Here is a 25604-nt window from a genome sequence, read left to right as displayed (position 1 = left end):
CGGCGCCCTGGAGGGGCGGAGCGACGGGGCGGATCGGTGTCAGCGTGGGTGGACGGAGAACGCATAGTCGGCCGTGCTCGTCGACGTCACCATCGGCGGGTGCAGGTCGCGCATGCCGAACCGCTGCTTGCGGTGGACGAGGAACCCGATGATCCCGAGCGAGACGGCGAGGATCGCACCGAGCACGCCGAGCGCCACCCAGTAGTGCGAGTCCTGCCCACCGGAGATCGCGACTCGGAACGCGTCGACGCTGTACTTCATCGGCGAGACGACCGAGAGCGCTTGGTAGAACGGGTTGAGCATCGTCGTGGGGAACACGCCGCCGCAGGCGGGCAGCTGCAGGATGAGCAGCACGAGGAACACGGCCGTCTGCGGCGAGCCGAGCACGAGTCGGATCCAGTACGCCAACGCCATGAACGCGAGTGAGGCGACGACGAGCAGCAGCCAGAACTTCACCGGGTGCACGGGGTCGAGCCCGAGGAAGAGCCACACGCCCGCACCCATGAGGAGTGCGCCCGCCGTGCCGACGAGGGCGGGGGCCCCGAATCCGAGGAGCGCCCGGCGCGCCGCGCCTGCCCGGCCGAGGAGCGCCCGGCCGGAGATCGTGCGGAGCACGAGGAACGTCGACACGCAGGCGATCCACAGGGCGATCGAGAAGAACATCGGCGCGAGGCCTCGACCGTAGAACTTCGCGTCGTGGTCGACGGTCTGATGGATGTCGACGGGCTGCGCCATGACGGAGCTGAGGTTGGCGCGCTGGTCCTCCGAGAGCGCGGGCACCTGCGCGACGCCCTTGGCGAGGCCACCCGCGAGGTCGTGGGCACCGCTCGAGAGCTGCGGCATCGCCGTGTCGAGGCGGCCGAGGGCGTTGCTCAACTCGACGAGGCCGGAGAGCGCCTTTGTCGCCTTGTCGGTCATCCCCCGCCCCGCGGAACCGAGTTGGCGGGCGCCGGCGCGGAGGTCGGCGACACCGCCCTGCGCCTGGCCGAGACCGTTCTCGACCTGGGCGAGGCCGGAGTCGATCTGCGCGGCGCGGTTGTCGGCCGTGGCGACGGCGGACTTGACGGCGTTGCCCGCGGCCTGGAGCCGCGCGGGGTCGAGGTCGGCGTTGATACCGCCGCTGAGGCGGGCGACGACGCCGAGATTGGACTCGACCTCCGTCGTCGACTCGAGCGCCCCGTCCATCGAGCGGGTGAGCGCGACGTAGTCGGGGTCGTCGGCGAGCTCGGGGTGGGAGGCGCCGAGGCGGCGCACGGAGTCCCGGCCGACGTCGACCTGGCGGCGGACCGTGAGCACCGAGCCGTCGGACGGGCCCGTGAGGGTGCCGGTGACGTCGACGAGGTCCTTGGACTTGGCGAGGACCTTGGGGATGTCCTTCTCGGCGAAGTCGACGAGCGGGCGTGCGGCGTCGTTGACGCGACGGACGTCCGCGACGGCTCCCCGCGCCGCCCCGGTGAGGGCCTCGGCTCCCTTGCCCGCGGTGCCGACGCCGTCGGCGATCCGATCGCCGCCCTTCTCGACCTGGGTGATGCCGCGGGAGGCGGCGTCGACCGACTTCTGCACGCCGCGGTTGTCGTCGACCGCGGCGGTGACGGCGGTGTCGAGCTGGTGGACGCCGTCGGCGGCCTTGGCGAGGTTGGTGTCGAGCTTCTTCGCCCCGTCCGCTGCGGCGACGAGGCCCTGGCGCATCTTGTCGACGTTGACGAAGAGGGCCTGGAAGTACGTCTCCGAGACGGTGGCGTCGAGCGTCTTGCCGAGGGCGTCATCGGCCTTGCCGGTGAGGGTGCCGACGATGAAGCCGTTCGCGTCGTCGCGGCGCAGCTCCAGGCCGGCCCGTTTCGGGGTGAAGTCGCCGGCGCTCACGAGGTTCTCCGAGAAGTCCTCGGGGATCGTGATGATCATGTAGTAGTCGCCGTCGCGGAGGCCGTCGAGGGCCTTCTGGTCGTCCTCGCCGAGGAACTGCCAGTCGAACTGCGGACGCTCCTTGAGGGCGTTGACGAAGTCCTTGCCTCCGCTGATGCGCTTGTCGCCGAACGTGGCCGGCTTGTCGTGGTTGACGACGGCGACCTTGATGTCCTTGATGTGCCCGTAGAGGTCCCAGTTGGCGTGCAGGTAGATGCCGCCGTAGAGGAGCGGGATGAGGAGGACGAAGAGGAGTGCCAGCCGGGAACGGCCCCGGAATCTCGTGAACTCGTGCTTGACGAGGATGAGAAAGCGCTTCAGGAGCATCGAGTGGTCCTCACGAGTCCGCGGGGGTGGAGGGTGCGTCGGGGTCGGCGGGGCGTGTCACCCGGGGGCGCGGGCGCGACCCCTCCACGGGGTCTCCTCCCGCGGATCGGGGATCGGGTGCGCCGGGGGCGTCCGCGCCGGGCGCCTCGTGGCGACCCGGCCCGTGGGGCCCCTGCGGCGACGCCGGTTCCTCGCCCGGACCGGTCCCGGGGGGCGCCGCGTGGCGTCCCAGCGACGGTTCCGGTGCCGCGGCGTCGAAGGTCGCGGTGGGGTCGCCCTCCGGCGCCTCCTCCGGGATCGGCTCGAAGGCGGGGGCCACGTCTCTGCCGAGCGGGACCACGACCGATCCCTCGGGCATGCAGTCGTCGTCGGAGACCGACACGACGAGGGCCGCCCCGTCGATGTCGATGAGGCGCTGCAGCGCGGAGTAGAGGCGAGGCAGGTCGCGGTGGCGGATCCGCATGTCGGCGTCGTCGAGGGCGATGATGCTCGCCGGACGCACGAGGGCGAGGGCGACCGCGACGACCGCCCGGTCGAAGGCCTCCATGTCCTCGAGGAGGGCCTTGGAGTCGCCCCGCACGCCGAGCACCTCGGCCATGTGGTCGGCGCGTGCGAGCGCGACCTCGGGGTCGACCCCTTCGATGTACGCCCGATCGAGGATCGACTCCTCGAGGGTCAGGCGATCCTCGGGGCCGACGAAGTCGCCGAGCCGGGCGATCGTCGTGTGTTCGAGCGCGTCGTAGGGCCGTGCCATGGCGTCGACACCGGCGATCTCGAGGCTGCCCGTGGCGGGGCGGAACCGCCCGCACAGCGCGAGCAGCAGTGACGAGCGACCGGAGCCGGACGGCCCGGTGACCACGCACATCTGGCGTGGGTAGAGCGCGAGGTCGACGGGGCCGAAGATCCTTCCCTGCGACCCGTCGGCCATGAGATCGCGCGCGACGAGAACCGGGTCCTCCATGACACCTCCAAGATCGAGCGGGCTCACCCTACCGTCCGGCACCGGAGACCGGACGGCAGGGCGGACGCATCAGGGCCCGCCGCCGGGGCGGCTGATCCGGGTGCCTCCGTCGGGCGCCGCGGCCCGGTCGCGCTCGGCGCGGTTGACGGCCGAGAGGATGGCCGAGATCGAGGCGCGGACGATCGAGTTGTGCAGACCGACACCCCAGAGGACCCGCTCGCCGATGGCGCACTCGACGAACGCGGCCGCGCGGGAGTCCTGACCGGAGGTCATCGCGTGCTCGGCGTAGTCGAGGACGCGGACGTCGATGCCGACGCGCAAGAGTCCGTCGACGAACGCGGCGATGGGGCCGTTGCCCGTACCCTCGATCTCCACCTCACGGTCACCGTCGCGGGCGGCCACCCAGACGTGATCCCTGCCTTCACCCTCGCTCACGCTGCGCACGCCGAGCGGCGTGAACCGCCCCCACGCCCGCTCGCCCTCACCGGTGCCGGGCAGGTACTCGTCGCTGAAGACCTCCCACAGGGCGGAGGCGCTCATCTCGCCACCCGCGGTGTCCGTGTGCTTCTGCACGACACCCGACAGCTCGATCTGCATGCGGCGCGGGAGGTCCAGGTGGTGCTCGTTGCGCATGAGGTACGCGACGCCACCCTTGCCGGACTGGCTGTTGACGCGTACGACGGCCTCGTAGCTGCGGCCCAGGTCGTGAGGGTCGACGGGCAGGTAGGGGACGCCCCACACGAGCTCGTCGACGCTCTTGCCCGTCTCGCGGCTCTGACGTTCCATGTCGTCGAAGCCCTTCTTGATCGCGTCCTGGTGGGACCCGGAGAAGGCCGTGAAGACGAGGTCTCCCCCGTAGGGGTGACGTTCGTGGACGGGCAGCTGGTTGCAGTGCTCGACGGTGCGACGGATCTCGTCGATGTTGGTGAAGTCGATCTGCGGGTCGACGCCCTGGCTGAACATGTTGAGGCCGAGGGTGACGAGGCAGACGTTGCCCGTGCGCTCACCGTTGCCGAAGAGGCAGCCCTCGATGCGGTCGGCACCCGCGAGGTAGCCGAGCTCCGCGGCCGCGACGCCGGTGCCGCGGTCGTTGTGCGGGTGGAGGGAGACGATCATCGAGTCGCGGCGCGTGAGGTGGCGGCACATCCACTCGATGGAGTCGGCGTAGACGTTCGGGGTCGCCATCTCGACCGTCGCCGGCAGGTTGACGATCATCGGGTTCTCCGGCGTGGGGTCGAAGACCTCCGCGACCTCGTTGACGACGCGCACGGCGAACTCCAGCTCGGTGCCCGTGAAGGACTCCGGGGAGTACTCGTACGTGATGTGCGTGTTCGGGATCGCCTCCTCGAGCTTCTTGCACAGCTTCGCGCCCTGCAGCGCGATGTCGAGGATGCCGTCCTGGTCCTTGCCGAACACGACGCGGCGCTGCAGCACCGAGGTCGAGTTGTAGAGGTGGACGATCGCGCTCTTGGCGCCGTCGATCGCGTCGAAGGTGCGCTCGATGAGGTGGTCCCGCGCCTGGGTGAGGACCTGGATCGTCACGTCGTCGGGGATGTGGCCGCCCTCGACGAGGAGACGGCAGAAGTCGAAGTCGGTCTGGCTGGCGCTGGGGAACCCGACCTCGATCTCCTTGTAGCCCATGCGGACGAGGAGCTCGAACATCCGCAGCTTGCGCTCGGCGTTCATCGGGTCGATGAGGGCCTGGTTACCGTCGCGGAGATCGACGGCGCACCAGCGGGGCGCCTTCGTGATCGTCTTCTCCGGCCACGTGCGGTCGGGGAGGTCGATGGCGATCTGCTCGTGGAACGGCACGTACTTGGCGATCGGCATGCCCGAGGGCTGCTGGCGGTTCGTCGTGTACGGCGACGTCGGGGTGGTGGTGCTCATGCGGGGCTCCTGGTCGTGACGGCTGAGGGGTCAGGCCGGGCATCACGAACTCCGCGACGAGGGGGCCTGTCAGGAGACCTCGTCGCGGCGGCTAAGGAGTCGTCCCCGGGGGCGGGGAGCCGTGGACGCGCGCAGCATGCCGGTCACTGTAGCGTGGCGCGCGCCGAAGTGTGAGACACCGTCTCACACTTCGGCGCGCCGTCGCCCGGGTCCGCAACCCGCCCTGTCGACCTCACCCCGTCGACGTCGGGTGCGCGTCAGAACCCGAGGCGGCGCAGCTGCTTGGGGTCGCGCTGCCAGTCCTTGGCGACCTTGACGTGGAGGTCGAGGTAGACCCGCTGCCCGAGGAGCTCCTCGATGCCGGCCCGCGCGCGCGTCCCGACCTCGCGGAGCCGGGAACCACCCCGGCCGATGATGATCGCCTTCTGGCTGTCGCGTTCGACGAAGACGTTGACGCGCACGTCGGATATGGGAGATCCCTCGGGACGCCCCTCGCGCGGCACGATCTCCTCGACGACGACCGCGAGGCTGTGCGGCAGCTCGTCGCGGACGCCTTCGAGCGCGGCCTCACGCACGAGCTCCGCGATCATGACGATCTGTGGCTCGTCGGTGAGGACGTCGTCCGGGTACAGCTTGGGCGAGAGCGGCAGCCGCCGTGCGAGTTCGCGCGCGACGACGTCGACCTGGTCGCCGCGGGTGGCCGAGCAGGGCACGATCGCGTCCCACTCCCCCAGCGTGTCGATGGCGATGAGGTGCTCTGCGAGGCGCTGCTTGTCGACGAGGTCGCTCTTCGTCGCGACGGCGACGACCGGTGTGCGGCGTGCGCGGCGCAGGTCGGCCAGCTCGGCGGCGATGAACGTGTCGCCGGGTCCGACGCGCTGGTCGGCCGGCAGGCAGAAGCCGACGACGTCGACGTCGAGGAGCGTCTCCCGGACGAGGTCGTTGAGCCGCTGACCGAGGAGCGTGCGCGGCTTGTGCAGGCCGGGGGTGTCGACGAGGACGAGCTGGGACTCCTCCGTCGTGCGGATCCCGCGGATGGTGTGGCGGGTGGTCTGCGGCTTGCTCGACGTGATGGCGACCTTGTCGCCGACGAGGGCGTTCGTGAGGGTCGACTTGCCCGCGTTGGGGCGGCCCACGAGGCAGGCGAACCCGGCGCGGTATCCGTCCGGCGTGGCCCCGCCGATGAGGTCGCTCATGCTGTCTCCTCGTGGTCGTCGCTGTGGTCGAAGTGGAACACGTGTGACCCGCCTTCGTGGCGGTGCCCGCGGTGGTGCTCGGGAGCGGGTTCGGGCTCGGCCTCGGCCGGGGGTTCCTCCCGGGTGACGACGACGCTCGCGAGACGGTGACGACGACCGGCCATGCGTTCGGCGGTGAGGGTGAGTCCGGCGACGGTGCCGGTGGACCCGAGGATGGGCACGCGGCCGAGGGCCTTGGTGAGGAGGCCTCCGACGGTGTCGACGTCGTCGTCCTCGAGCTCGATGCCGAACAGTTCGCCGAGGTCGTCGACGTGCATCGTCGCGGGCACCCGGACGGCGCCACCCTCGAGCTCCTCGACGCCGGGGAGTTCGGGGTCGTACTCGTCGGAGATCTCGCCGACGATCTCCTCGAGGATGTCCTCGATGGTGACGAGCCCCGCGGTGCCGCCGTACTCGTCGACGACGACCGCGATGTGGATGGCCTCGGCCTGCATGTCGCGCAGGAGGGCGCCCGCGGGTTTGCTGTCGGGAACGAACGTCACGGGCCGCATGACGGACTCGACGCCGTCGAGTGCGGTGCGCGGGTTGGCGTGGATCTGCGCGGCGACGTCCTTGAAGTAAAGGATGCCGATGGGGTCGTCGGCACCTTCCCCGACGACGGGCAACCGGGAGAAACCGCTGCGGAGGAACAACGACATCGCCTGCCGGAGCGACTTGTCGCGGTCGATGGCGATCATGTCGGGCCGGGGCACCATGACCTCGCGGGCGACGGTGTCGCCGAGTTCGAAGACGGAGTGGATCATCTCCCGCTCGTCGGCCTCGATCACGCGGGACTCCCCGGCGAGGTCGACGAGGTCGCGCAGTTCGGCCTCGGAGGCGAACGGGCCGTCCTTGTAGCCCTTGCCGGGCGTGACGGCGTTGCCGACGAGGATGAGCAGGTATGCGATCGGGCCGAGGACGCGCCGGAGGAGGACGATGCCGGGCGCAGCGCGCAGGGCGATCGACTCGGCGTGTTGGCGGCCGAGGGTGCGGGGGCTCACGCCGACGATGACGAACGACGTGAGGATCATGACGGCGATGGCGACGGCCGTCGCGCGACTCGTGCCCGGGATGAACTGGATCGCGACGATCGTCGCGAGGACGGCCGCGGTGGTCTCGGCCGCGACGCGCACGAACGTCGTCACGGCGATGTAACCGGAAGCGTCCTCGGCGATGGTGGCGAGTGCCTTCGCGCCGCGGCGGCCCGACTCGACGCATTCGAGTGCGGCGGAGTGGGAGACACGCGAGATCGCGGCCTCACCGGCGGCAAGGAGGAACGCGACGACGAGGCAGGAGGCGAAGCCCGCGCCGAGCTGGAGGAGGTCGGTCATCACGTGCCGGGCCGCCCCCGACCGGCGAGGTAGGTGAGCAGGAGGGTGCGCTGCCGGTCGAACATGTCCTTCTCGTCCTCGGGCTCGGCGTGGTCGAAGCCGAGGAGGTGGAGGATGCCGTGGGTGACGAGGAGGAGCATCTCCTCGGCGGTGGTGTGACCGGCGCCGGCGGCCTGGCGGGCCGCGACCTGGGGGCACACGACGACGTCGCCGAGGACGCCCTCGAGGCTCGTCGCGCCCTCACTGCCGGGGCGCAGCTCGTCCATGGGGAAGCTCATGACGTCGGTGGGACCGGGAAGGTCCATCCACTTGACGTGGAGGACCTCCATCGCGGCCTCGTCGACGCACGTGATGCACAGCTCGGCGCGGGGGTGGACCCGCATCTCGGTGAGGACGTACCGGGCGCAGTCGTACAGCTCCTCGGTGTCGACGTCGACGCCGGACTCGTTGAGGACCTCGATGCTCATGCCTCTCCCCTCTCGACGGTCTGGTCGCGATGGCCCTGGGACGTCGTACCCCGTCGTCCACCGGCGCGCTGCTCCTGGCGCTGCCGCGCCTCGTCCCAGCGGCCGTAGGCGTCGACGATGTCGCCGACGAGGCGGTGACGGACGACGTCCTCGCTCGTGAGGTAGGAGAAGTGGATGTCCTCGACACCGGTGAGGATGTCCTGCACGACCCGGAGACCCGACTGGGTTCCGCCGGGCAGATCGACCTGGGTGACGTCGCCGGTGACGACGACCGTGCTGCCGAACCCGAGGCGGGTGAGGAACATCTTCATCTGTTCGGCGGAGGTGTTCTGCGCCTCGTCGAGGATGATGAACGCGTCGTTCAACGTCCGGCCACGCATGTAGGCCAGCGGGGCGACCTCGACGGTGCCGGTGGCCATGAGGCGCGGGATGGAGTCCGGGTCGACCATGTCGTGCAGCGCGTCGTAGAGGGGCCGCAGGTAGGGGTCGATCTTGTCGGTGAGGGTGCCCGGGAGGAACCCGAGCCGCTCCCCCGCCTCGACCGCGGGACGCGTGAGGATGATGCGGTTGACCTGCTTGGCCTGCAGCGCCGCGACGGCCTTCGCCATCGCGAGGTAGGTCTTGCCCGTACCGGCGGGGCCGATGCCGAAGACGACCGTGTTGCGGTCGATCGCGTCGACGTACCGCTTCTGACCGAGCGTCTTGGGTCGGATCGAGCGGCCGCGCGAGGAGAGGATGTTCTGGGTGAGCACCTCCGCGGGCCGCTCCCGTGTGCGCGCGGCGAGCATCCGGATCGACCGTTCGACGGCGTCGCGGTTGATCGACTGGCCGGCGGCGGCGACGAGGAGCAGCTCCTCGAACAGCTCCTCGGCGAGCGTGACGTCGCCGATGCTCCCCTCGAGGCGGATCTCGTTGCCCCGCACGTAGACCTCGAGACGCGGCAACGACCGTTCGATGACGGTGAGCAGCTGGTCGTGGGGGCCGAGGAGGGAGACCATCGACATGCCCGCCGGGATGACGACGGTGCGCGACGCCTCGGGGGCGTTCGCGTCGGCGGGGGACCCGGACGCCGCGGGCGTCGAGGAGTCGGGGACGGATGCGGCCCTGCGGCCGGTGGGGTTCTCACTCATGTCATCGACGAGTCTAGGTGCTCCCACGGGCGACCCTCCGTCGCCTCGGCCCGGAGGCCGACGGCGCGGGTCCGAGGCGAGACGCGACGGGCGTGTCACGGGACGGTCAGCGCCAGCGGGTCCGTGCGCTGAGGACGGCGAGGGCGGCGGGGCCGGCGCTCGAGGAGCGCAGCACCGTCGACCCGAGACGCACGGGTCGGGCACCGGCGGCGGTGAGGGTGTCGAGCTCCTCGGGCGCGATGCCGCCCTCGGGGCCGACGAGGAGCCACACGTCGCCCGCCTCGGGGAGGTCGAACGACGCGAGAGGCTCCTCGGCGTCTTCGTGAAGCACGAGCACGAGCACGGGTGCGTCGGGGCCGCCGAGCCGCCGGACGAGATCGGCGGTCGAGCAGGGGCCGTCGACCTCGGGGGTCGTCGCCCGACGTGACTGCTTGGCGGCGGCCGTCGCGACCGTGCGCCACTTCACGAGCGACCGCGCGGCCCGCTCCGGCTTCCACCGGACGATGCACCGTCGCGCCTGCCAGGCGATGACGCCGTCGACGCCGAGCTCGGTCGCGGCCTCGACGGCCTGCTCGTCTCGGCCACCCTTGGCGAGGCCCTGGACGAGCACGAAGCGCGCACCGGCGACGGCCGCGTCCTCGATCGTCACGAGACGGACGTCGGCGGTGCCGTCCCCGGTCGCGACGACGACGCCGTGACCGAGACGACCGGAGCCGTCGGCGAGGAGGATCTCCTCCCCCACGCCGGCCCGCTTGACGGTGGCGGCGTGGTGACCCTCCTCGCCGTCGAGGACGACGACGTCGCCCGGTGCACGGGCGGCGAGGGTCCCCTCGGGCAGGCGGTACAGCGCGGCGGTCACCTGCTCACCGCCTGCTCACTTACCGAGGAACGCGTCACGCAGCTTGCCGAAGAGCCCGCCGGAGTCGACGTGGCTCACCCGGCCGGAGGGGTTCTTCTCCCCGCGGATCTCCGCGAGGCGCCGCATGAGTTCCTCCTGCTCGTGGTCGAGCTTGGTCGGGGTGACGACGCGGAGGGTGACGAGGAGGTCGCCGCGGCCGGAACCGCGCAGGTGCGTGACGCCGTGGTCCTTGATCGTCGTCACCTCGCCGGACTGCGCGCCGGGCTTGACGGTGAACTCGGTGGGGCCGTCGAGGGTGTCGAACTCGAGCACCGTGCCGAGGGCCGCGGCCGTCATCGGCACCTCGACGACGCAGTGGAGGTCGTCGCCGCGACGCTGGAACTTCTCGTGGGGCTTGACCTGGACCTCGACGTAGAGGTCGCCGGGCGTGCCGCCGCCGGGGCCGACCTCGCCCTCGCCGGCAAGCTGGATGCGCGTGCCGGTGTCGACGCCGGCGGGCACGGCGAGCGTGAGGGTGCGACGCGTGCGCACACGGCCGTTGCCGGAGCAGTCGAAGCACGGGTCGGTGATGATCTCGCCGAACCCGTGGCAGGCGGTACAGGGTCGCGACGTCATGACCTGGCCGAGGAAGCTCCGCTGGACCTGCTGCACCTCGCCGCGGCCGCCGCAGATGTCGCAGGTGCGGGTGCCGGTGCCGGGCTGCTTGCCGTCGCCGTGGCACGTCTCGCAGACGACGGCGGTGTCGACGACGACCTCCTGGTCGCCGCCGAAGACGGCGGTCTCGAGGTCGATGTCGACGCGGATGAGGGCGTCCTGGCCGCGCTGCACGCGCGAACGGGGGCCGCGCGAGGCGGTGGCGGCACCGCCGAAGAACGCGTCCATGATGTCGGTGAAGCTGAACCCCTGGCCGTAGCTGCCGGACATGCCGCCGTAGGGGTCGGCGCCCATGTCGTACTGCTGCTTCTTGGCCGGGTCGCCGAGGACGTCGTAGGCCTGGCTGACCTTCTTGAACTCCGCCTCGGCCTCCGGGCCGGGGTTGACGTCGGGGTGGAGCTTGCGCGCCTTGCGGCGGTAGGCCCTCTTGATCTCCTCGGCGGTGGCCTCACGGCTCACCCCGAGGTCGGCGTAGTAGTCGTTCACAGCGGGTCCTTCGACGGGATCCCCCGCGCGGACGCGCGGGAGGCGGACAGGTGGGTCACGGGGAGCACGGCGGCTCGGCGATAGAGGAGGCCGGGGTCGTCACGGCGGGCGGGGATCACCGGCGGGTCATCCGAACATTCCGGAGACGTAGCGGGCGACGGCGCGCACCGCGGCCATCGTGCGTGGGTAGTCCATACGGGTGGGGCCGAGGACGCCGAGCCCACCGACGACGTCGTCCCCGGCACCGTACCCCGCGGAGACGACAGAGGTCTCGGCGAGTCCGACGTGGGGGTTCTCGTGGCCGATGGTGACGGCGATGTCGCTCTGGTCGATCTCGGTGGCCAACGTGTCGAACAACCGGAGCAGCACGACGTGTTCCTCGAGCGCGGAGAGGACGGGCCCGATGGTGAGGGGGAAGTCGGCGCCGACGCGGGCGAGGTTGGCGGTGCCGGCGAGGACGACGCGTTCCTCGCGCTCCTCGACGAGGGCGAAGTCGAGGGCGTCGACGATGGCGCGGACGAGCTCGCGGTCCTCGGGTGCCATGTCCTCGGGGAGCACGGCGAACCGGGCGGCGACGTCGACGAGGGGGATGTCGCGGGCCTCCGCGTTGAGGCGGCCGCGGATGGAGGCGAGGCAGCTCTCGCCCTCGACGGTGGTGAGGTCTCGGTCGACGGGGACGACGCGCTGCTCGACGCGGCCGGTCGTGAGGATGAGGACGACCATGACGCGCCCGGGCCCGACGGGGACGAGCTCGATGTGCTGGACGCGGGAGCGGGTGAGCGAGGGGTACTGCACCATCGCGACCTGCTGGGTGAGCGAGGCGAGGAGCCGCACGGTGCGGTCGACGACGTCGTCGAGGTCGACGGCGCCCTCGAGGAACCGGGCGATGGCCGTGCGCTGGGCGGGCGTGAGGGGGCGGACCTCGCTGAGCCGGTCGACGAAGAGCCGATATCCGGCGTCGGTGGGAACCCGGCCGGCGCTCGTGTGCGGCGCGGCGATGAGCCCGGCGTCCTCGAGGGCGGCCATGTCGTTGCGGATGGTCGCGGCCGACACCCCGAGCTGATGGCGCTCGAGGAGCGCCTTGGAGGCGACCGGCTCGGAGGTGCTCACGTAGTCCTCGACGATGGCACGCAGGACCACCAGACGACGTTCCTCGCTCATCGCATGCGCTCCTCTCGTGTGGCGGTGCCCGGCCGGGCGTGGCCCGTGGCGGTGTGCGGGCCGGTCGTGTCGATCCGGTGGGTGGGCCCGGAGGTCGGGCGGGGGTGGCCGGTCGGTCGTGCGGGTCGCGCCGGGACATGCCGCCCGGACGTCCGTTGGCACTCGGCGCGCCCGACTGCCAAGTCTACGATGCTCCGGTGAACGATCGATACGGCCGTGACGTGCTCGCCGGTGACTGGAAGGCGGCCCGCGGAGGCAGGGCGACCCCGATAGAGGCCGAGACGGGCCTCGTCGTCGAGGACGTCGAGACGGGGTGGTGCGGCGCCGTCGTCGCCGTCGAGAAGGCGGGCGGCATGCAGGTCGTCCACCTCGAGGACCGGCGGGGACGCGTCAAGGGGTTCCCCCTCGGCCCCGGGTTCCTCGTCGAGGGGCGGCCCGCCGTGCTCACCGTGCCGACCGCGCGGAGGAAGGCCGACCTCGCGCAGGCACGCAAGGCCGCGTCCCGCACCGCGAGCGGCTCCATCGCAGCGCCCCGTACCCCGGCGCGCGTCGCCCGCCGTTCCCGCCTCTTCGTCGAGGGCCGTCACGACGCCGAACTCGTCGAGAAGGTGTGGGGCGACGACCTGCGGGCCGAGGGCGTCGTCGTCGAGATGCTCGACGGCGTCGACGACCTCGCGGCCCTCATCCGCGACTTCGCGCCCACCGCCGACCGCCGCATGGGCGTCCTCGTCGACCACCTCGTGCCGGGCACGAAGGAGTACCGCATCGTCGAGGAGGCGCGCCGGGTGCGCCGCTACGCGCAGCACGTGTGCATCGTCGGGCACCCCTACGTCGATGTGTGGGAGTCGGTGCGGCCGGAACGGCTCGGCTGGGAGCGGTGGCCGACGATCCCGCGGGGGACGTCGTGGAAGCATGGGATCCTCGCCGAGCTCGGTTGGCCCCACGAGACGCAGGCGGACGTCGCGCGCGGGTGGAAGCGCATCCTCGGCACCGTGCGCAGCTACGCCGACCTCCAGCCCGAACTCCTCGGCCGCGTCGAAGAGCTCATCGACTTCGTCACCGTCGGCGCCTCGGGCGGGCCGATCGCCGGACAGGATGGCTGACGTGTCCCTCTCCCCCGGAGGTACGGATCTCGTCGCCAGTGAGGCGCCGTCGTCGTCGCGGTGACGCCTCGGGGCGCCGAGGTGCTCATCGTCGGGGCGCCCGAGAGCGTACCGCGGTTGCCCTCGGGGCCGCTGCGGGCCGAGCACCGCAGCCTGCACACGAGCCTGCGTGCGTGGGTCGTGGACCAGACGGGCGTCACGCTCGGCTACGTCGAGCAGCTCCACGCCTTCGCCGACCGCGAACGGGTGGGCCCGCACCACCGACTCCTCTCGGCGAGCTACCTCGGCCTCACCCATGTCGAGGACGACGCTCCCGCCCCGATGATCGCGGCGCGACGACCGGCGACGGCGTTCGCGTGGCGCCCGTGGTCGGAGTTCCTCCCCCTGGGGAGGATCGGCGGGATGCCGCGTCGCGCGAACTCGCGGAGGGCCTCCACGGGCGGCTGCACGCCTGGGCCGCGACGGGTGCCACCGACGCCGTCCGGGAGGACCGTCGCGGGCGCGTCGACGCGGCGTTCGGGCCCCGGTTGGTGAGCGAGTTCGCGCTGCAGCGCTACCAGCTGCTCCACGAGGCGGGCCTCACGGCGGAGTCCGGCGCCGACGCGGCCACCGCGGACGCGACAGGACGCCGGATGCTCCACGACCACCGGCGCGTCCTCGCCACCGGCGTCGACCGGTTGCGGGCGGAGATCCAGTACCGGCCCGTCGTCTTCGAACTCGTGCCCACCGAGTTCACCCTCGGGCAACTCCAGACGTACGTCGAGGACATCGCCGGCGCGACGCTCCACACCCAGAACTTCCGGCGCCTCGTCCAGCAGCAGCACCTCGTCGAGGAGACCGGGGACCGGGAGCCGGCCACCAGGGGACGACCCGCGAAGCTCTACCGGTTCCGCCACGAGGTCGAGCTCGGACGCTACGCCGGGGGACGAACCTGTCTCCCTCCCGCGGGTACTGATACCGGGCGCCGCATCGCGTCGCGTTCGACGGGTCAGCCCGCGGCGTCGGCCCGCCAGGTCGAGTCGGCGTCGATCGGGGCGTCGTAGCGCGGGCCACGCACGGTGGGACACCCGAGGCGGAGGAGTTCGGCCTCCTGCGCGGCGGTGGTCACGCCGTCGGCGACGACACGGTCCGTGCCGAGGCCGCGGAGCAGCCCGAGAACGGCGGCGTACCGGCGCGAGGCCTCCTCGTCCTCGCCGAGGCCGGTGAGGAGCGACCGGTCGATCGTCGCCGCGTCGGCCGCGAGCGAGAGGACCGCGGGGAGGGAAGCGCGGCCCGCGCCGACGCCGGTGGCGCAGAGGAGGGCGCCCGTGCGACGGAGCACCTCGAGCACGCCCCGCACCTCCGGGTCGGGGTCGATCAGCGTCGACTCGGGCACCTGGAGGTGAAGGTGGCCCGGCGGAAGTCCGGCGCCCCCGACGATCTCGCGGACGAGGCCGACGGACTCGGACCGCCGGAGGAACGAGGGCGAGACGTCGACGTGGACGACGACGTCGCGCACGTCGAGTCGATGCGCGGCGACGCGGTCGCGTATCCGACGGAGGACGAGTTGGTCGAGGTCGCGGGAGAGGTCGAGCCGGCCGGCGAGGGCGATGAGCATCTCCGGTTCGATGGCGCCGAGCTCGGCGTCGTCCCACCGCGGGCAGGCCTCCCACCCGGCGAGGCGAACGTAATCGGGTCCGCCCATGATCGGCCGCAGGACGACGTCCACCGTCCCCGTCCGGAGCGCGTCGGCGAGACGTGCCGCCACGGCGGTGCGGCAACCGCTGCGGCGCTCGAGCACCTCCCCGAAGACGACGACGCGGCCCTTGCCCTGCTGCTTGGCCTCGTACATCGCGAGGTCGGCGCGGACGAGCAGCGTGTCGGTGCTCACGTCGTCCTCGGGGTCGGCGACGGCGACGCCGATCGACGGGGTCATCGCGTGGACACGACCAGGGAGGATGACGAGCGGTTCGTCGAAGAGACGCCGTACTTGCGTGGCGAGGGCCATCCCGGCCTCGGGGCCGACGACGGATCCGACGACGACGAACTCGTCGCCGCCGAGGCGTCCCGGCGTCTCCGACCGGGCGAGCGTCGAGCGGAACCGGTCGGCGACGGCCTGGAGAAGGGTGTCCCCGGCGACGTGACCCCACGTGTCGTTGACGGACTTGAAGTCGTCGCAGTCGAGGAACAGCACGACGGTGTGACGCCCCAGGCGGCGGTCGATCTCGCGGCGGCGCGCGAGGTGGGCGAGGAGGGCGGGTCGGTTGAGGAGGCCGGTGAGCTCGTCGTGGGTCGCACGATGGTGGCTGTCCTCCTCGGCACGGGAGAGCTCCTGGAGCGTCCGGTGCATGCGGACGAAGAGCAGCGCGAGGATGACGACGACGAACAGCGCCCGCACGGCCGCGTCGACGTGCCCGACGACGGGGATCGTGATCGCGAGGATCGCGGGCGAGAGCGTGAGGACGGCGAACGCCGCGGACCGCTCCGGGTGTCGCCTGGCGCTCCCCTCGGCCGGACGTTCCCACTGCTCGTTGAGCGCCGGATGGCACAGCGCGCACGCGAGCGTGAAGTGACCGAGGAGGAAGCCCGTTTCGAGGACGACGTGCGTGGAGTCCGCCCCGAGCACCTTCCACACGGTCGAGACCGTGTCGAGCGTGAACCCGAGGAGGAGACTCACGAGGAACCACCCGAGGGGCCGCGTCACCCGCCCAAGTCTCAACGTGAGGTGGATGGCGAGAGCGAGCACGGTGGCGTCGAGCGGCGGGTAGGCGGCCCACACGACCCCCCCGGGGAGGTCGGTCGTACTCAGCGGCGCGAGGACGGACGGCCACAGGGCGAGGGCGACGCCCGCCGTCCCGGCGAGGGCGTCCGGGAGGTAGGAGTCGTCCCGCCTGGGGCTGCTCAACCGGGTGAGACGCACGAAGAGGACCACGAGCGCGAGGTATCCGCCGAAGAAGGACATGTCCGTCAGCTCGAACGGTCCGACCTCGTAGGGGAAGACGACCCCGCCGCTCGAGCAGGCGAAGAGGAACGCGCCGAGCGAGCCGAAGAGCCAGGCCCGTCGTGGGCGGGCTCGGCGGAGGATGGGGCCGAGGGCGGCGACGAGGAGGAGCAGCGCGCTCGTGCCGGCGTACACGTACTCGCCGACCCCGTCGGGATCGTCGACGTGGATCACCATCGTCGCCGCGATGAGTCCCAACCCGAGGGCGAAGAGGATCCGGTCGAGGGCGGTGACCCGTCCGCCGATCTCCTCGGGCTCCTGGGTCGGGCGAGGGGGTGCGGAGGTGCGGCGCGGGAGGCGCGGGGTCGACGACCGTGATGCGGAGAGCACGCAGCGCCGCGGCGCTCGACCGCGGTGCACGCTCGTGGGGTTGCTCACCGCCGGCCTCCTCGTCACCGCCGTTCCCGTCGGCCGCCACCCGTCCTTCCTGAGCGCCGACGACGGCCCCGACGCTATCCGGATCCGGGCCCGCTGCCGCGATGCCGGGCCGATCCGATCCGTGGCGCGCGAACTTCCTCGCCGCCGCCCGGGATCCGGCGCCCGACCTCGTCCGACGCAACCGGCGTGGAGGCGTCGCGGCGTGACCCACGCCATGCCGCTGCACTCGTCGGGCACGACCGGCCGCAGCTCGGTGCAGGCCCGTGCAGGCACGTGCAGGCAGAGCCCGAGTGATGCCTCCCACCCATTGTGCTCCGAAAGAACAGAATCCTCATGCTCACCTCGAACATGAGCCCGAGGAGGTAGGCATGACCGTTCTCTCTTCCCCCGCCCGAGCGACCTCGCCTACGAGCGCGTCGCCGACGTCGTCCCGGCCCTCGAGTAGGCGACGTTCACCGACGACGTCGGCGCGAGCCACGCCCTCGACGCCGAGCGCAACGCCGTCGTGCTCGCGCACTTCTACCAGACGCCGGAGATCTTCCACGTGCACTTCATGGCCGAGACGGCCAGGCTCCTCTCACCCCGAGGCGATCGTCCTCGTGCCCGGCCCCCTCGCCTGGTGCTCCCTCGCGTAGAGCGTCACCGTGCAGGACGTCCGCGACGTACGGGCCGCGCATCCCGGGCTCCCCGTCGTCACCTATGTCGACACGTCGGCGGCCGTGAAGGCCGAGTCCGACGTGTGCTGCACGTCGGACGACGCCGTGCCCGTCCTCCTCACCGGTGAGCGTGTGGCGCTCGACCTCCCCTCCCACCTGTCGGGCGTCGCGACGGCCACGGCGGAACTCGTCGATGCCGTCGCGTGCACCGGGGCCGCCGTCTGCTGCACCCGCACGACGACTCCGGGCCTGCGGGCGCTCGAGAAGGCCGCGGTGCGGGCGGGCGGTGGCGCGAACCATCGCTTCGGTCTCGACGACGCCGTCCTCGTCAAGGACGGCCACCCCGCCTTCGCGGGCGGCATGGCATCGGCCTCGACCACCGATGATCGCCGACCCACCGCCGCCCGTCGCGCCGCGCCGCAGGCGTGCGCGTGTTCCGCACGTGGACGGTGCCACCCGCTCGACGTGGCCCGTTCCGGCAGCGAGATCCGCCGGGGAGGACGTGTCCGGACTGCCCGACGGACTCTGTGCGCAACGTCCGACCATGGACGCCCGTCCGACACCCGTTACTCTTGACCGGGCCGGGCACCGTCCGGCCGGGCACCGTCCGGCCGGGCACCGGGGGCGCCCAGTCGGGTGACGGCAGGAGGGACGAGTGTGCGCGTCACGCCGCAGCACGAGAATCCGCAGCAGGGGAATACGGGATCGTCGACGCAGGGCCTGGCCGCACCACGCCTCGCCTGGATCGACATGGCCCGAGGGTTCTGCGTCATCGCCGTGGTCCTCCTCCACGTCGGCCTCTTCCACGTCTTCCCGCTCGCACCGGACTCCCACGGGCGTCCGGTCGCGCGCGCGTGGGTCCTGTTCAACACGGCGATCCTCGCCGATCTGCGCATGCCGCTGCTGCTCCTCCTCTCGGGCTACCTCGCCCGCACGAAGGTGCGCGAAGGTCTCGGCTACGCCCGCACTCGCATCGCGATCGCGACGAACTTCCACCTCTACCTCGTGTGGACCCTCGTGTTCTTCGCGCTCGGTGTCCTGTTCTTCCCCTCGATGGGGGACGCCCCCTACGAGGGGCGGTCGTGGCCGGGTCTCCTCGCGAGCCTGCTGTATCCGCAGAGCGGTCCGCTGTGGTTCGTCTACGTCCTCTTCGTATCGCTCGCCGTCCTCGCCGCGACGCGGCGTGTGCCCGTCCCGATCGTCCTTGCCGGATTCTTCGTCGTGGGATGGGCCGCGATGGTGATCACCCATGACGCGGCCGGCATGCCCCGGGCGATCTTCTACGCCGTGGGCGCCCTCCTCGGGGAGCAACTCGTCGCGCTCACCGCCTCCCGCCTCGCCACCGTCGTCGCGCTCGTCGGTTACGCCGGTCTCACGCTGGTCGTCGAGATGGTCGACGGCGTATTCGCGTACCCGGCCGTCGTCGCGGGTGGGCTGTGCGCGGCCGTCGCGTTCCTGGCCATCGCGAAGATCGTCGCCCGCGTCCCGTTCCTCCGCGTGCCCGGCGCCTGGGTGGGCCGGCGCACGCTCGGAATCTACGTGCTCCACTGGCCGCTCGTCGCCCTGCTCACGTGGGTCGGCATGGTACGGCCCGAATGGTTCCGGCCGTGGCTCACGAGCGAACTCGCCGATGTCGCCTACCCGATCCTCGCGACCGCCGTCGTCATCGTCGTGTGCATGACTCTGGAGAAGGCCCTCAAGGCCGTCGGCCTCGCAGTGCTCTTCGACCCGCCGCAGGCCGTCAAGGACCGCCTCACCCGTTCGGCGCGCACGACCCGCCGACCGGTGCCCGTCGCGTCCTGACCGTTCCCGCCGTCAGCCGAGGAGACGGTGGAGCACGGTGTCGGCGAGTAGCCGCCCGCGCTCGGTGAGGACCATCCGACCGTCGGACGCGTCGACGCCGCCACCGGGGTCCGACCCGGCGACCTCGTCCTCGGGGGTGTCACCCGTGAGCACCGCGAGTCCGTCCCTGACGATGCCGGGCACGGCCGCCCGCCCCTCGGGCGCGAGAGCCCTGGGCGGCAGCCCCTCGGCGAGTCGCATGCGGAGCATGACGTCCTCCACGTACCGCTGGTCCGCGCCGAGGATCTCGCGGGCCTGCGCCGGGGACTCCCCCGAGCCGAGACGGTTCGCGTAGGCCGCCGGGTGACGGACGTTCCACCACCGCACCCCACCGACGTGGCTGTGCGAGCCCGGCCCGAACCCCCACCACGGATCACTGCGCCAGTAGCCCTCGTTGTGGCGGCACACCCCGACGTCGGTCGCGGACCAGTTGCTCACCTCGTACCACCGGTACCCGGCGGCGGACAGCAGGGCGTCGGCGAGTTCGTACTTGTCGGCCTCGTCGTCGTCCTCCGGCGCAGGCACCACGCCGCGACGCACCTGCGCCGCGAGCCGGGTCCCCTCCTCGACGACGAGCGCGTAGGCCGAGACGTGGTCCGGGCGCAGGGCGATCGCCGCCTCCAGGGATCGCCGCCAGTCGTCGAGGGATTCCCCCGGCGTGCCGTAGATGAGGTCCACGCTCGTCGCGAGACCGACGCCGTGGGCCGCCTCGACGCTGCGTCCGACCGCTCCCTGGTCGTGGGTGCGGTCGAGGGTCGCGAGCACGTGCGGCATGGCGGACTGCATTCCGAGGCTCATCCGGGTGATGCCGATCCCGGCGAGTGCCTCGATGCGCCCGGGGTGGGTCGCCGGATCCACGGTGTCGGGGTTGGCCTCCGTCGTCACCTCGACGTCCGACGCGAGGCCGAACGTCTCGTCGAGCGCAGTGAGGACGGCGCCGAGCTGTTCCGGTTCGAGGAGCGTCGGCGTGCCGCCACCGAAGAACACCGTGTCGAACGGGCGCCGCGGCAGCACACGTCCGGCGAGACGGATCTCGGCGAGCAGCGCCTCGAGGTAGGGGCCCGTGAGTGCGCTCGCGTGCTCACCGCCGAGCTCCCGGGGCGTGTACGTGTTGAAGTCGCAGTACCCGCATCGGCGGAGGCAGAACGGCACGTGGACGTAGGCGCCGAAGGATCCGGACCCGCGGCGCCCGGCGTCGGTGAACTCCTCCACGGCCGCAGCCGGCAGCTCACCGGAGAGGGGGGCAGGGTCACCGTCGGGGAGTCGTCCAGGCACGAGGCGCAGTCTGCCACCACACGACGACCCGATCCGTGGCAGGATGGGCCGCGACGGGGCCACAGCGGTCACGACGACGCCAATCGCTCCTCGTCGCAGGGGAATTCAGGACTCGGGGACCACTTCGTAGCACCGCATCCGGCGTCGCGGGCGATCCGCGCGGCGCTGAGCCCGTCGCCCTCCCGGCGGACTCAGCGTCGCGCCGGTCGCCCGAACGCGAGATCGCGGATGTCGCGGCCGAGGGCCACGCCCTTGCGCTCGTACCGTGTGACGACGCGTCCCTCGAACCGCGGCCCCCACGGGGAGTCCGGGTGGAGCGACTCGAGCCCCTCGGCCCCCTCGCACGCCTCGCGCATCGCGTCGGCGTAGTCCTGCCAGTCGGTGGCGAGGCGCAGCACGCCGCCGGGTTCGAGTACGCGGCCGGCTGCGGCGACGAAGTCGTCGTCGACGAGACGACGCTTGTGGTGGCGGGCCTTGGGCCACGGGTCGGGGAAGAAGACGCGCAACTCGCGCACGGACGCCTCGGGCAGCGCGCGGTCGACGAGCATGCGTGCGTCGGCGGCGATCACCCGGAGGTTGGCGAGGCCGGCGCGGGAGGCCCTCACGATCGTGCGGGCGAGACCGGGCCGGTAGACCTCGACCGCGAGATGGTCGACATCGGGGTTCGCCCCCGCGGAGGCGAGGACGGCGTCCCCGTCGCCCGAGCCGATCTCGACGACGAGCGGCGCCCGACGCCCGAACACGGCCTCGACGTCGAACGTCCACCCCGGGGCGATCGACGTCGACCGCACGTCCCGGTCGGGCTCGACGACGTACGCCCCGTGGTGGACGTCCCACGCCGTCTGGTGACGGTGCGAGAGCCGACCGTCCCGACGCGCGAAGGAGACCACCTCGCGGCGGATGCGTTCGCGGGCTGCGGCGTCCTCCACGAGGCGTCCTCCTTGTCGCGGGTCTACTTCTTGGGCTTCTCGACGGCGTCGTTGGAGAGGGCGGCGATGAAGGCCTCCTGCGGCACCTCTACGGTGCCGACCATCTTCATGCGCTTCTTGCCCTCCTTCTGCTTCTCGAGCAACTTGCGCTTGCGGCTGATGTCGCCGCCGTAGCACTTGGCGAGGACGTCCTTGCGGATGGCGCGGATCGTCTCGCGGGCGATGACCCGGCTGCCGATGGCCGCCTGGATCGGCACCTCGAACTGCTGCCGCGGGATGAGTTCGCGCAGCTTGGAAGCCATGCGCACGCCGTACGCGTAGGCGGCGTCCTTGTGGACGATGGCGCTGAACGCGTCGACCTGGTCGCCCTGGAGGAGGATGTCGACCTTGACGAGGTCGGCCTCCTGGCTGCCGTCGGGTTCGTAGTCGAGCGAGGCGTACCCGCGGGTCTTGCTCTTGAGCTGGTCGAAGAAGTCGAAGACGATCTCGGCGAGCGGGAGGGTGTACCGCATCTCGACGCGGTCCTCGGACAGGTAGTCCATACCCCGGAGCGAACCGCGGCGGCTCTGGCACAGCTCCATGACGGCGCCGATGAACTCGCTCGGCACGAGGATCGTCGCGCGGACGACGGGCTCGGTGACGGACTTGATCTTGCCGGCGGGGAACTCGCTCGGATTGGTCACCTCGACCTCCGCACCGTCCTCCATCGTCACCTGGTACTCGACGTTGGGGAGGGTGGAGATGAGATCGAGGTCGAACTCCCGCTCGAGGCGTTCGCGGATGATCTCCAGGTGGAGCATGCCGAGGAACCCGACGCGGAACCCGAAGCCGAGTGCCGCGGACGTCTCGGGCTCGTAGACGAGCGCGGCGTCGTTGAGCTTGAGCTTGTCGAGCGCGTCGCGGAGCACCGGGTAGTCGGACCCGTCGATCGGGTAGAGACCGGAGAACACCATCGGCCGCGGATCGCGATAGCCCCCGAGGGACTGGTCGGCAGGGTTGCGCTGATCGGTGACCGTGTCACCGACACGCGACTGGCGCACGTCCTTGACGCCGGTGATGAGGTATCCCACCTCGCCGACGCCGAGCCCGTCGCTCGGCACCGGCTCCGGAGAGATGACTCCGATCTCGAGGAGTTCGTGCGTCGCCTTCGTCGACATCATCTGGATGCGGCCGCGCGGGGTGAGGTGGCCGTCGATGACGCGGACGTACGTGACGACGCCGCGGTAGGTGTCGTAGACGGAGTCGAAGATCATCGCCCGCGCAGGCGCGTCGGGGTCCCCCTTCGGTGCGGGGATGAGTTCGACGATGCGGTCGAGGAGGGGCTCGACGCCCTCGCCCGTCTTGCCCGAGACCTTGAGCACGTCGTCCGGGTCGCAGCCGATGAGGCCGGCGATCTCCGAGGCGTATTTTTCCGGCTGCGCGGCAGGCAGGTCGATCTTGTTGAGGACGGGGATGATCTCGAGGTCGTTCTCCATCGCCAGGTAGAGGTTGGCGAGGGTCTGCGCCTCGATGCCCTGCGCGGCGTCGACGAGGAGGATCGCACCCTCGCACGCGGCGAGGCTGCGGGAGACCTCGTACGTGAAGTCGACGTGGCCGGGGGTGTCGATCATGTTGAGGCAGAACGTCTCCCCGTCCACCTCCCACGGCATGCGCACGGCCTGGCTCTTGATCGTGATGCCGCGTTCGCGCTCGATGTCCATGCGGTCGAGGTACTGGGCACGCATGAGGCGCTCGTCGACGATCCCCGTGAGCTGCAGCATGCGGTCGGCCAGCGTCGACTTGCCGTGGTCGATGTGCGCGATGATGCAGAAGTTGCGGATGAGCTCCGGCGGCGTCGCGTGCGGCGGCAACGCGGTGCGGGCCATGGGGGACACGGGTGACAGACCTCATCGGGACGGGGACACGGGGCAACGCCCCATCCTCCCACACCCGGGACCGCCCGGGACGGCCCGCCGTGGAGGGTGGCCCCGGCCACCGAGAGGGGCGAGGCGATCCATCGGAAGGGTGCGGCCGCCACCGGCGGGGCCGTTCGTCCCGCCAGGCCCCCACCCCGGCCGATAACCTGAGGCCGTGACTCTCACGCGCCTTCTCACCGAGCTCGGTCAGGCCGTCGTCCGCGGGGTGCGCCAGGAGGTGACCGGATCCGTCCGGGCACGGCGCGATCGTCATCCGCGACCGAGGACGGGCCGCGCCCGTACGACCCCGGCGACGACGTATCCGGGCGACTTCCGCGGTCGTCTCTCCCCGCAGTACACCCCCACCGCCGACGGTCGCCCCGACCCGGGCGAGGTGTGCTGGGCGTGGATCCCCTACGAGGAGGACCACGGGAGGGGCAAGGATCGGCCCGCGCTCGTCGTCGGTCAGGACGGCCCGTGGCTCCTCGCCCTCCCGCTCACGAGCAAGGACCACGATCGCGACGCCCGCCAGGAGGCCGCCGCTGGCCGGTTCTGGATGGACGTCGGCTCCGGAGCCTGGGACTCGAGCGGGCGCCCCAGCGAGGTTCGCCTCGATCGTATCGTGCGCCTCTCCCCCGCCACCGTGCGCCGCGAGGGTGCCGTCCTCGACAGTGCCCTCTTCGACCGGGTCGTGGCCGGCGTCGCGACGCACCGCTGAGTCCGGCCCGCCCGGCCCGCCCGGCTCGGCCCGCCGGGCCGGGGACCGCGACGTTCCGGGTGGCGCCGACCTCGGGCGAGCCGCGTGGCGCCCACCGACGACGCGGTGGACCGCCCCGACGGACGGCGGCCCGCCGTGGGGCACCGAGGCGTCAGGCGAAGAAGTTGAGACAGAACGTGATCCACGGAACGGACACGATGTCGATGAGCACCGACCCGGCCAGGGGGACGACGACGAAGGCGAGCGTCGACCGGGCACGGTGCGCCTTGGAGATCGCGTCCATGTTGGCGATGCCGTTGGGGGTGGCGCCGAGGCCGTGCCCCATGAGACCGCCGACCATCGTCGCCGCATCGTAGTCCCTGCCCATCAGGGGGAAGACGACGAACACCGCGAAGGCGAGCAGGACGGTGACCTGGACGACGAGGATGCCCATGAGCGGACCGGCGACGTTGGCGAGCTCCCAGATCTTCAGCGTCATCATCGCCTGGGTGAGGAAGAACGACAGGGTGAGGTTGCCGATGACGTCCATGTCCTCCATGCGGAGCGGGACGACCCGGGTGGTGTCGATGACGTTGCGGACGATGATCGCGATGAGCATGGCGCCGACGTAGGCGGGCAGGGCGTACCCGAACTGGTCGGTGAACCACCGACCGAGGGCGTTCCCCGCGGCCATGATGACGGCGACGAGCGCACCGGCGTAGAGGAGCGATTCGCTGCTCACGGTGTGCGACTCGTTGTCGATGAGCTCGGCCTGCGGCACGTCGAAGCGACGAGGGGTCGGATCGATCCCGTGGCGGCGGATGAGGAACGACGCCGTCGGACCGCCGAGGAGGGACCCGGAGACGAGACCGAAGGTCGCCGCCGCAAGCGCGACGGTCGTCGCACCGGAGGCGCCGAGCTGCTCGCGACGGGGCCGAACGCGGCCGCGTTGCCGTGCCCACCTTCGAGCGAGGTGGAGCCCGCCATGATGCCGAGCAGGGGGTGGATGCCGAACACGGTGGCGAGACCGGCGCCGATGAGATTCTGGAAGATGGCGACCCCCCAGCAGAGGACGAGGTAGGTCATGAGGACCTTGCCGCCCAACTTCAACAGACCGAAGCTCGCGGCGATGCCGACGGTCGTGAAGAACGCGATCATCGCCGGGGTCTGGAGCGTGGTGTCCATCGTGAAGGACACGCCGCCCCAGACTCGCGCGGCGAAGACGAGGAGCGCGAAGCCGAAGCCGCCGATGACGGGGCCCGGAATGGCGAACCGGCGGAAGATCCACACCCGCTCACGGCACCATTCGCCGAGGACGGCGACCAGCACGGTGAGCGCGACGGATTGAATGAGGTTGAGGGAGACGTCCATGGGGCCTCGGATTCGTGAGGGGACGGGCAGAGAGCGCCCTTAGTGTGTTCCCTCGCCCCGCACCCACTGCCATGGCCC

The 25604-nt window shown here is 71.5% G+C and carries 21 protein-coding genes and 1 pseudogene; 6 read left to right on the top strand and 16 right to left on the bottom strand.

Going from position 1 to position 25604, the window contains the following annotated elements; all coding sequences use genetic code 11:
- Positions 1-39 precede the first annotated feature (39 nt).
- From MOPEL_RS04520 to hrcA, 10 genes are all read right to left on the bottom strand, one after another.
- A complete protein-coding gene (locus MOPEL_RS04520) occupies positions 40-2229 on the bottom strand; it encodes a YhgE/Pip family protein (RefSeq protein ID WP_009481678.1) in 2190 nt (729 codons plus the stop codon).
- Positions 2230-2239: 10 nt separating this feature from the next.
- The gene (locus MOPEL_RS15720; protein WP_009481677.1) at positions 2240-3190 is read right to left on the bottom strand and encodes an ATP-binding cassette domain-containing protein; all 951 of its coding nucleotides are present in this window, start codon (positions 3188-3190) and stop codon (positions 2240-2242) included.
- A 69-nt stretch (positions 3191-3259) separates the two neighbouring features.
- Positions 3260-5077, bottom strand: a complete 1818-nt coding sequence (leuA, locus tag MOPEL_RS04510) for a 2-isopropylmalate synthase (protein WP_009481676.1) — start codon at positions 5075-5077, stop codon at positions 3260-3262.
- Positions 5078-5334: 257 nt separating this feature from the next.
- Positions 5335-6273, bottom strand: coding sequence for a GTPase Era (gene era / locus MOPEL_RS04505; RefSeq protein ID WP_009481675.1), 939 nt, complete (start codon positions 6271-6273; stop codon positions 5335-5337).
- On the bottom strand, positions 6270-7643 hold the full coding sequence (locus MOPEL_RS04500; RefSeq protein ID WP_009481674.1) for a hemolysin family protein: 1374 nt from the start codon (positions 7641-7643) through the stop codon (positions 6270-6272). Before MOPEL_RS04500 ends, era begins: the two co-directional genes overlap by 4 nt.
- Positions 7643-8110, bottom strand: coding sequence for an rRNA maturation RNase YbeY (gene ybeY / locus MOPEL_RS04495; protein WP_009481673.1), 468 nt, complete (start codon positions 8108-8110; stop codon positions 7643-7645). Before ybeY ends, MOPEL_RS04500 begins: the two co-directional genes overlap by 1 nt.
- Positions 8107-9240, bottom strand: coding sequence for a PhoH family protein (locus MOPEL_RS04490; protein WP_040632902.1), 1134 nt, complete (start codon positions 9238-9240; stop codon positions 8107-8109). The genes ybeY and MOPEL_RS04490 overlap by 4 nt, the downstream gene beginning before the upstream one ends.
- Positions 9241-9346: 106 nt before the next feature.
- Entirely contained in the window at positions 9347-10099 is a 753-nt protein-coding gene (locus MOPEL_RS04485; RefSeq protein ID WP_009481671.1) for a 16S rRNA (uracil(1498)-N(3))-methyltransferase, read from the bottom strand.
- Positions 10100-10114: 15 nt separating this feature from the next.
- Complete coding sequence (gene dnaJ, locus MOPEL_RS04480) at positions 10115-11239, bottom strand: molecular chaperone DnaJ (RefSeq protein ID WP_009481670.1); 1125 nt, start codon at positions 11237-11239, stop codon at positions 10115-10117.
- A gap of 126 nt (positions 11240-11365) precedes the next feature.
- Complete coding sequence (gene hrcA / locus MOPEL_RS04475) at positions 11366-12400, bottom strand: heat-inducible transcriptional repressor HrcA (RefSeq protein ID WP_009481669.1); 1035 nt, start codon at positions 12398-12400, stop codon at positions 11366-11368.
- Positions 12401-12597: 197 nt separating this feature from the next.
- Here hrcA and MOPEL_RS04470 point away from each other — a divergent pair, with 197 nt between their 5' ends.
- Genes MOPEL_RS04470 through MOPEL_RS17915 form a run of 3 tightly spaced genes read left to right on the top strand, consistent with a single transcriptional unit; the run spans position 12598 to position 14546 of the window.
- Positions 12598-13503, top strand: a complete 906-nt coding sequence (locus MOPEL_RS04470; protein ID WP_040632901.1) for a DUF3097 domain-containing protein — start codon at positions 12598-12600, stop codon at positions 13501-13503.
- Between the two features lie 60 nt (positions 13504-13563).
- The gene (locus tag MOPEL_RS17920) at positions 13564-14037 is read left to right on the top strand and encodes a hypothetical protein (protein ID WP_009481667.1); all 474 of its coding nucleotides are present in this window, start codon (positions 13564-13566) and stop codon (positions 14035-14037) included.
- Positions 14034-14546, top strand: a complete 513-nt coding sequence (locus MOPEL_RS17915) for an NUDIX hydrolase (RefSeq protein WP_009481666.1) — start codon at positions 14034-14036, stop codon at positions 14544-14546. Before MOPEL_RS17920 ends, MOPEL_RS17915 begins: the two co-directional genes overlap by 4 nt.
- Here MOPEL_RS17915 and MOPEL_RS04460 read toward each other — a convergent pair.
- Positions 14492-16861: a GGDEF domain-containing protein gene (locus MOPEL_RS04460; protein WP_009481665.1), complete on the bottom strand. Its 2370-nt coding sequence runs from the start codon at positions 16859-16861 to the stop codon at positions 14492-14494. The two genes, MOPEL_RS17915 and MOPEL_RS04460, sit on opposite strands and share 55 nt — an antisense overlap.
- Positions 16862-17198: 337 nt before the next feature.
- Positions 17199-17405: a hypothetical protein gene (locus MOPEL_RS18910; RefSeq protein WP_169316276.1), complete on the bottom strand. Its 207-nt coding sequence runs from the start codon at positions 17403-17405 to the stop codon at positions 17199-17201.
- Positions 17406-17505: 100 nt separating this feature from the next.
- On the opposite strand from MOPEL_RS18910, the gene MOPEL_RS18905 reads away from it, so the two are divergent.
- Both MOPEL_RS18905 and MOPEL_RS04445 read left to right on the top strand, forming a co-directional pair.
- Entirely contained in the window at positions 17506-18093 is a 588-nt protein-coding gene (locus tag MOPEL_RS18905; RefSeq protein ID WP_009481664.1) for a nicotinate-nucleotide diphosphorylase, read from the top strand.
- An 81-nt stretch (positions 18094-18174) separates the two neighbouring features.
- On the top strand, positions 18175-19320 hold the full coding sequence (locus tag MOPEL_RS04445) for an acyltransferase family protein (protein ID WP_009481663.1): 1146 nt from the start codon (positions 18175-18177) through the stop codon (positions 19318-19320).
- A 12-nt stretch (positions 19321-19332) separates the two neighbouring features.
- Here the strand turns inward: MOPEL_RS04445 and hemW are convergent, their stop codons facing one another.
- The 3 genes from hemW to lepA all read right to left on the bottom strand — a co-directional run bounded on the left by hemW (position 19333) and on the right by lepA (position 23428).
- Positions 19333-20634: a radical SAM family heme chaperone HemW gene (gene hemW / locus MOPEL_RS04440; protein WP_009481662.1), complete on the bottom strand. Its 1302-nt coding sequence runs from the start codon at positions 20632-20634 to the stop codon at positions 19333-19335.
- A 191-nt stretch (positions 20635-20825) separates the two neighbouring features.
- On the bottom strand, positions 20826-21563 hold the full coding sequence (gene trmB, locus MOPEL_RS04435; RefSeq protein WP_009481661.1) for a tRNA (guanosine(46)-N7)-methyltransferase TrmB: 738 nt from the start codon (positions 21561-21563) through the stop codon (positions 20826-20828).
- 23 nt (positions 21564-21586) lie between these two features.
- Positions 21587-23428, bottom strand: a complete 1842-nt coding sequence (gene lepA, locus MOPEL_RS04430; protein ID WP_040632898.1) for a translation elongation factor 4 — start codon at positions 23426-23428, stop codon at positions 21587-21589.
- Positions 23429-23633: 205 nt separating this feature from the next.
- Between lepA and MOPEL_RS04425 the strand changes: the two genes are divergently transcribed.
- Positions 23634-24176 (top strand): type II toxin-antitoxin system PemK/MazF family toxin, encoded by a 543-nt coding sequence (locus tag MOPEL_RS04425; RefSeq protein WP_009481659.1) that lies wholly within the window; start codon positions 23634-23636, stop codon positions 24174-24176.
- A 151-nt stretch (positions 24177-24327) separates the two neighbouring features.
- Here the strand turns inward: MOPEL_RS04425 and gltS are convergent.
- A pseudogene (gltS, locus tag MOPEL_RS18360) lies at positions 24328-25526 on the bottom strand (sodium/glutamate symporter).
- Positions 25527-25604: the final 78 nt, after the last annotated feature.

The organism is Mobilicoccus pelagius NBRC 104925 (assembly GCF_000247995.1).
Lineage (GTDB): Bacteria > Actinomycetota > Actinomycetes > Actinomycetales > Dermatophilaceae > Mobilicoccus > Mobilicoccus pelagius.
Note: the sequence above shows the minus strand (reverse complement) of the source record. Positions and strands in the feature narration are given on the sequence as shown.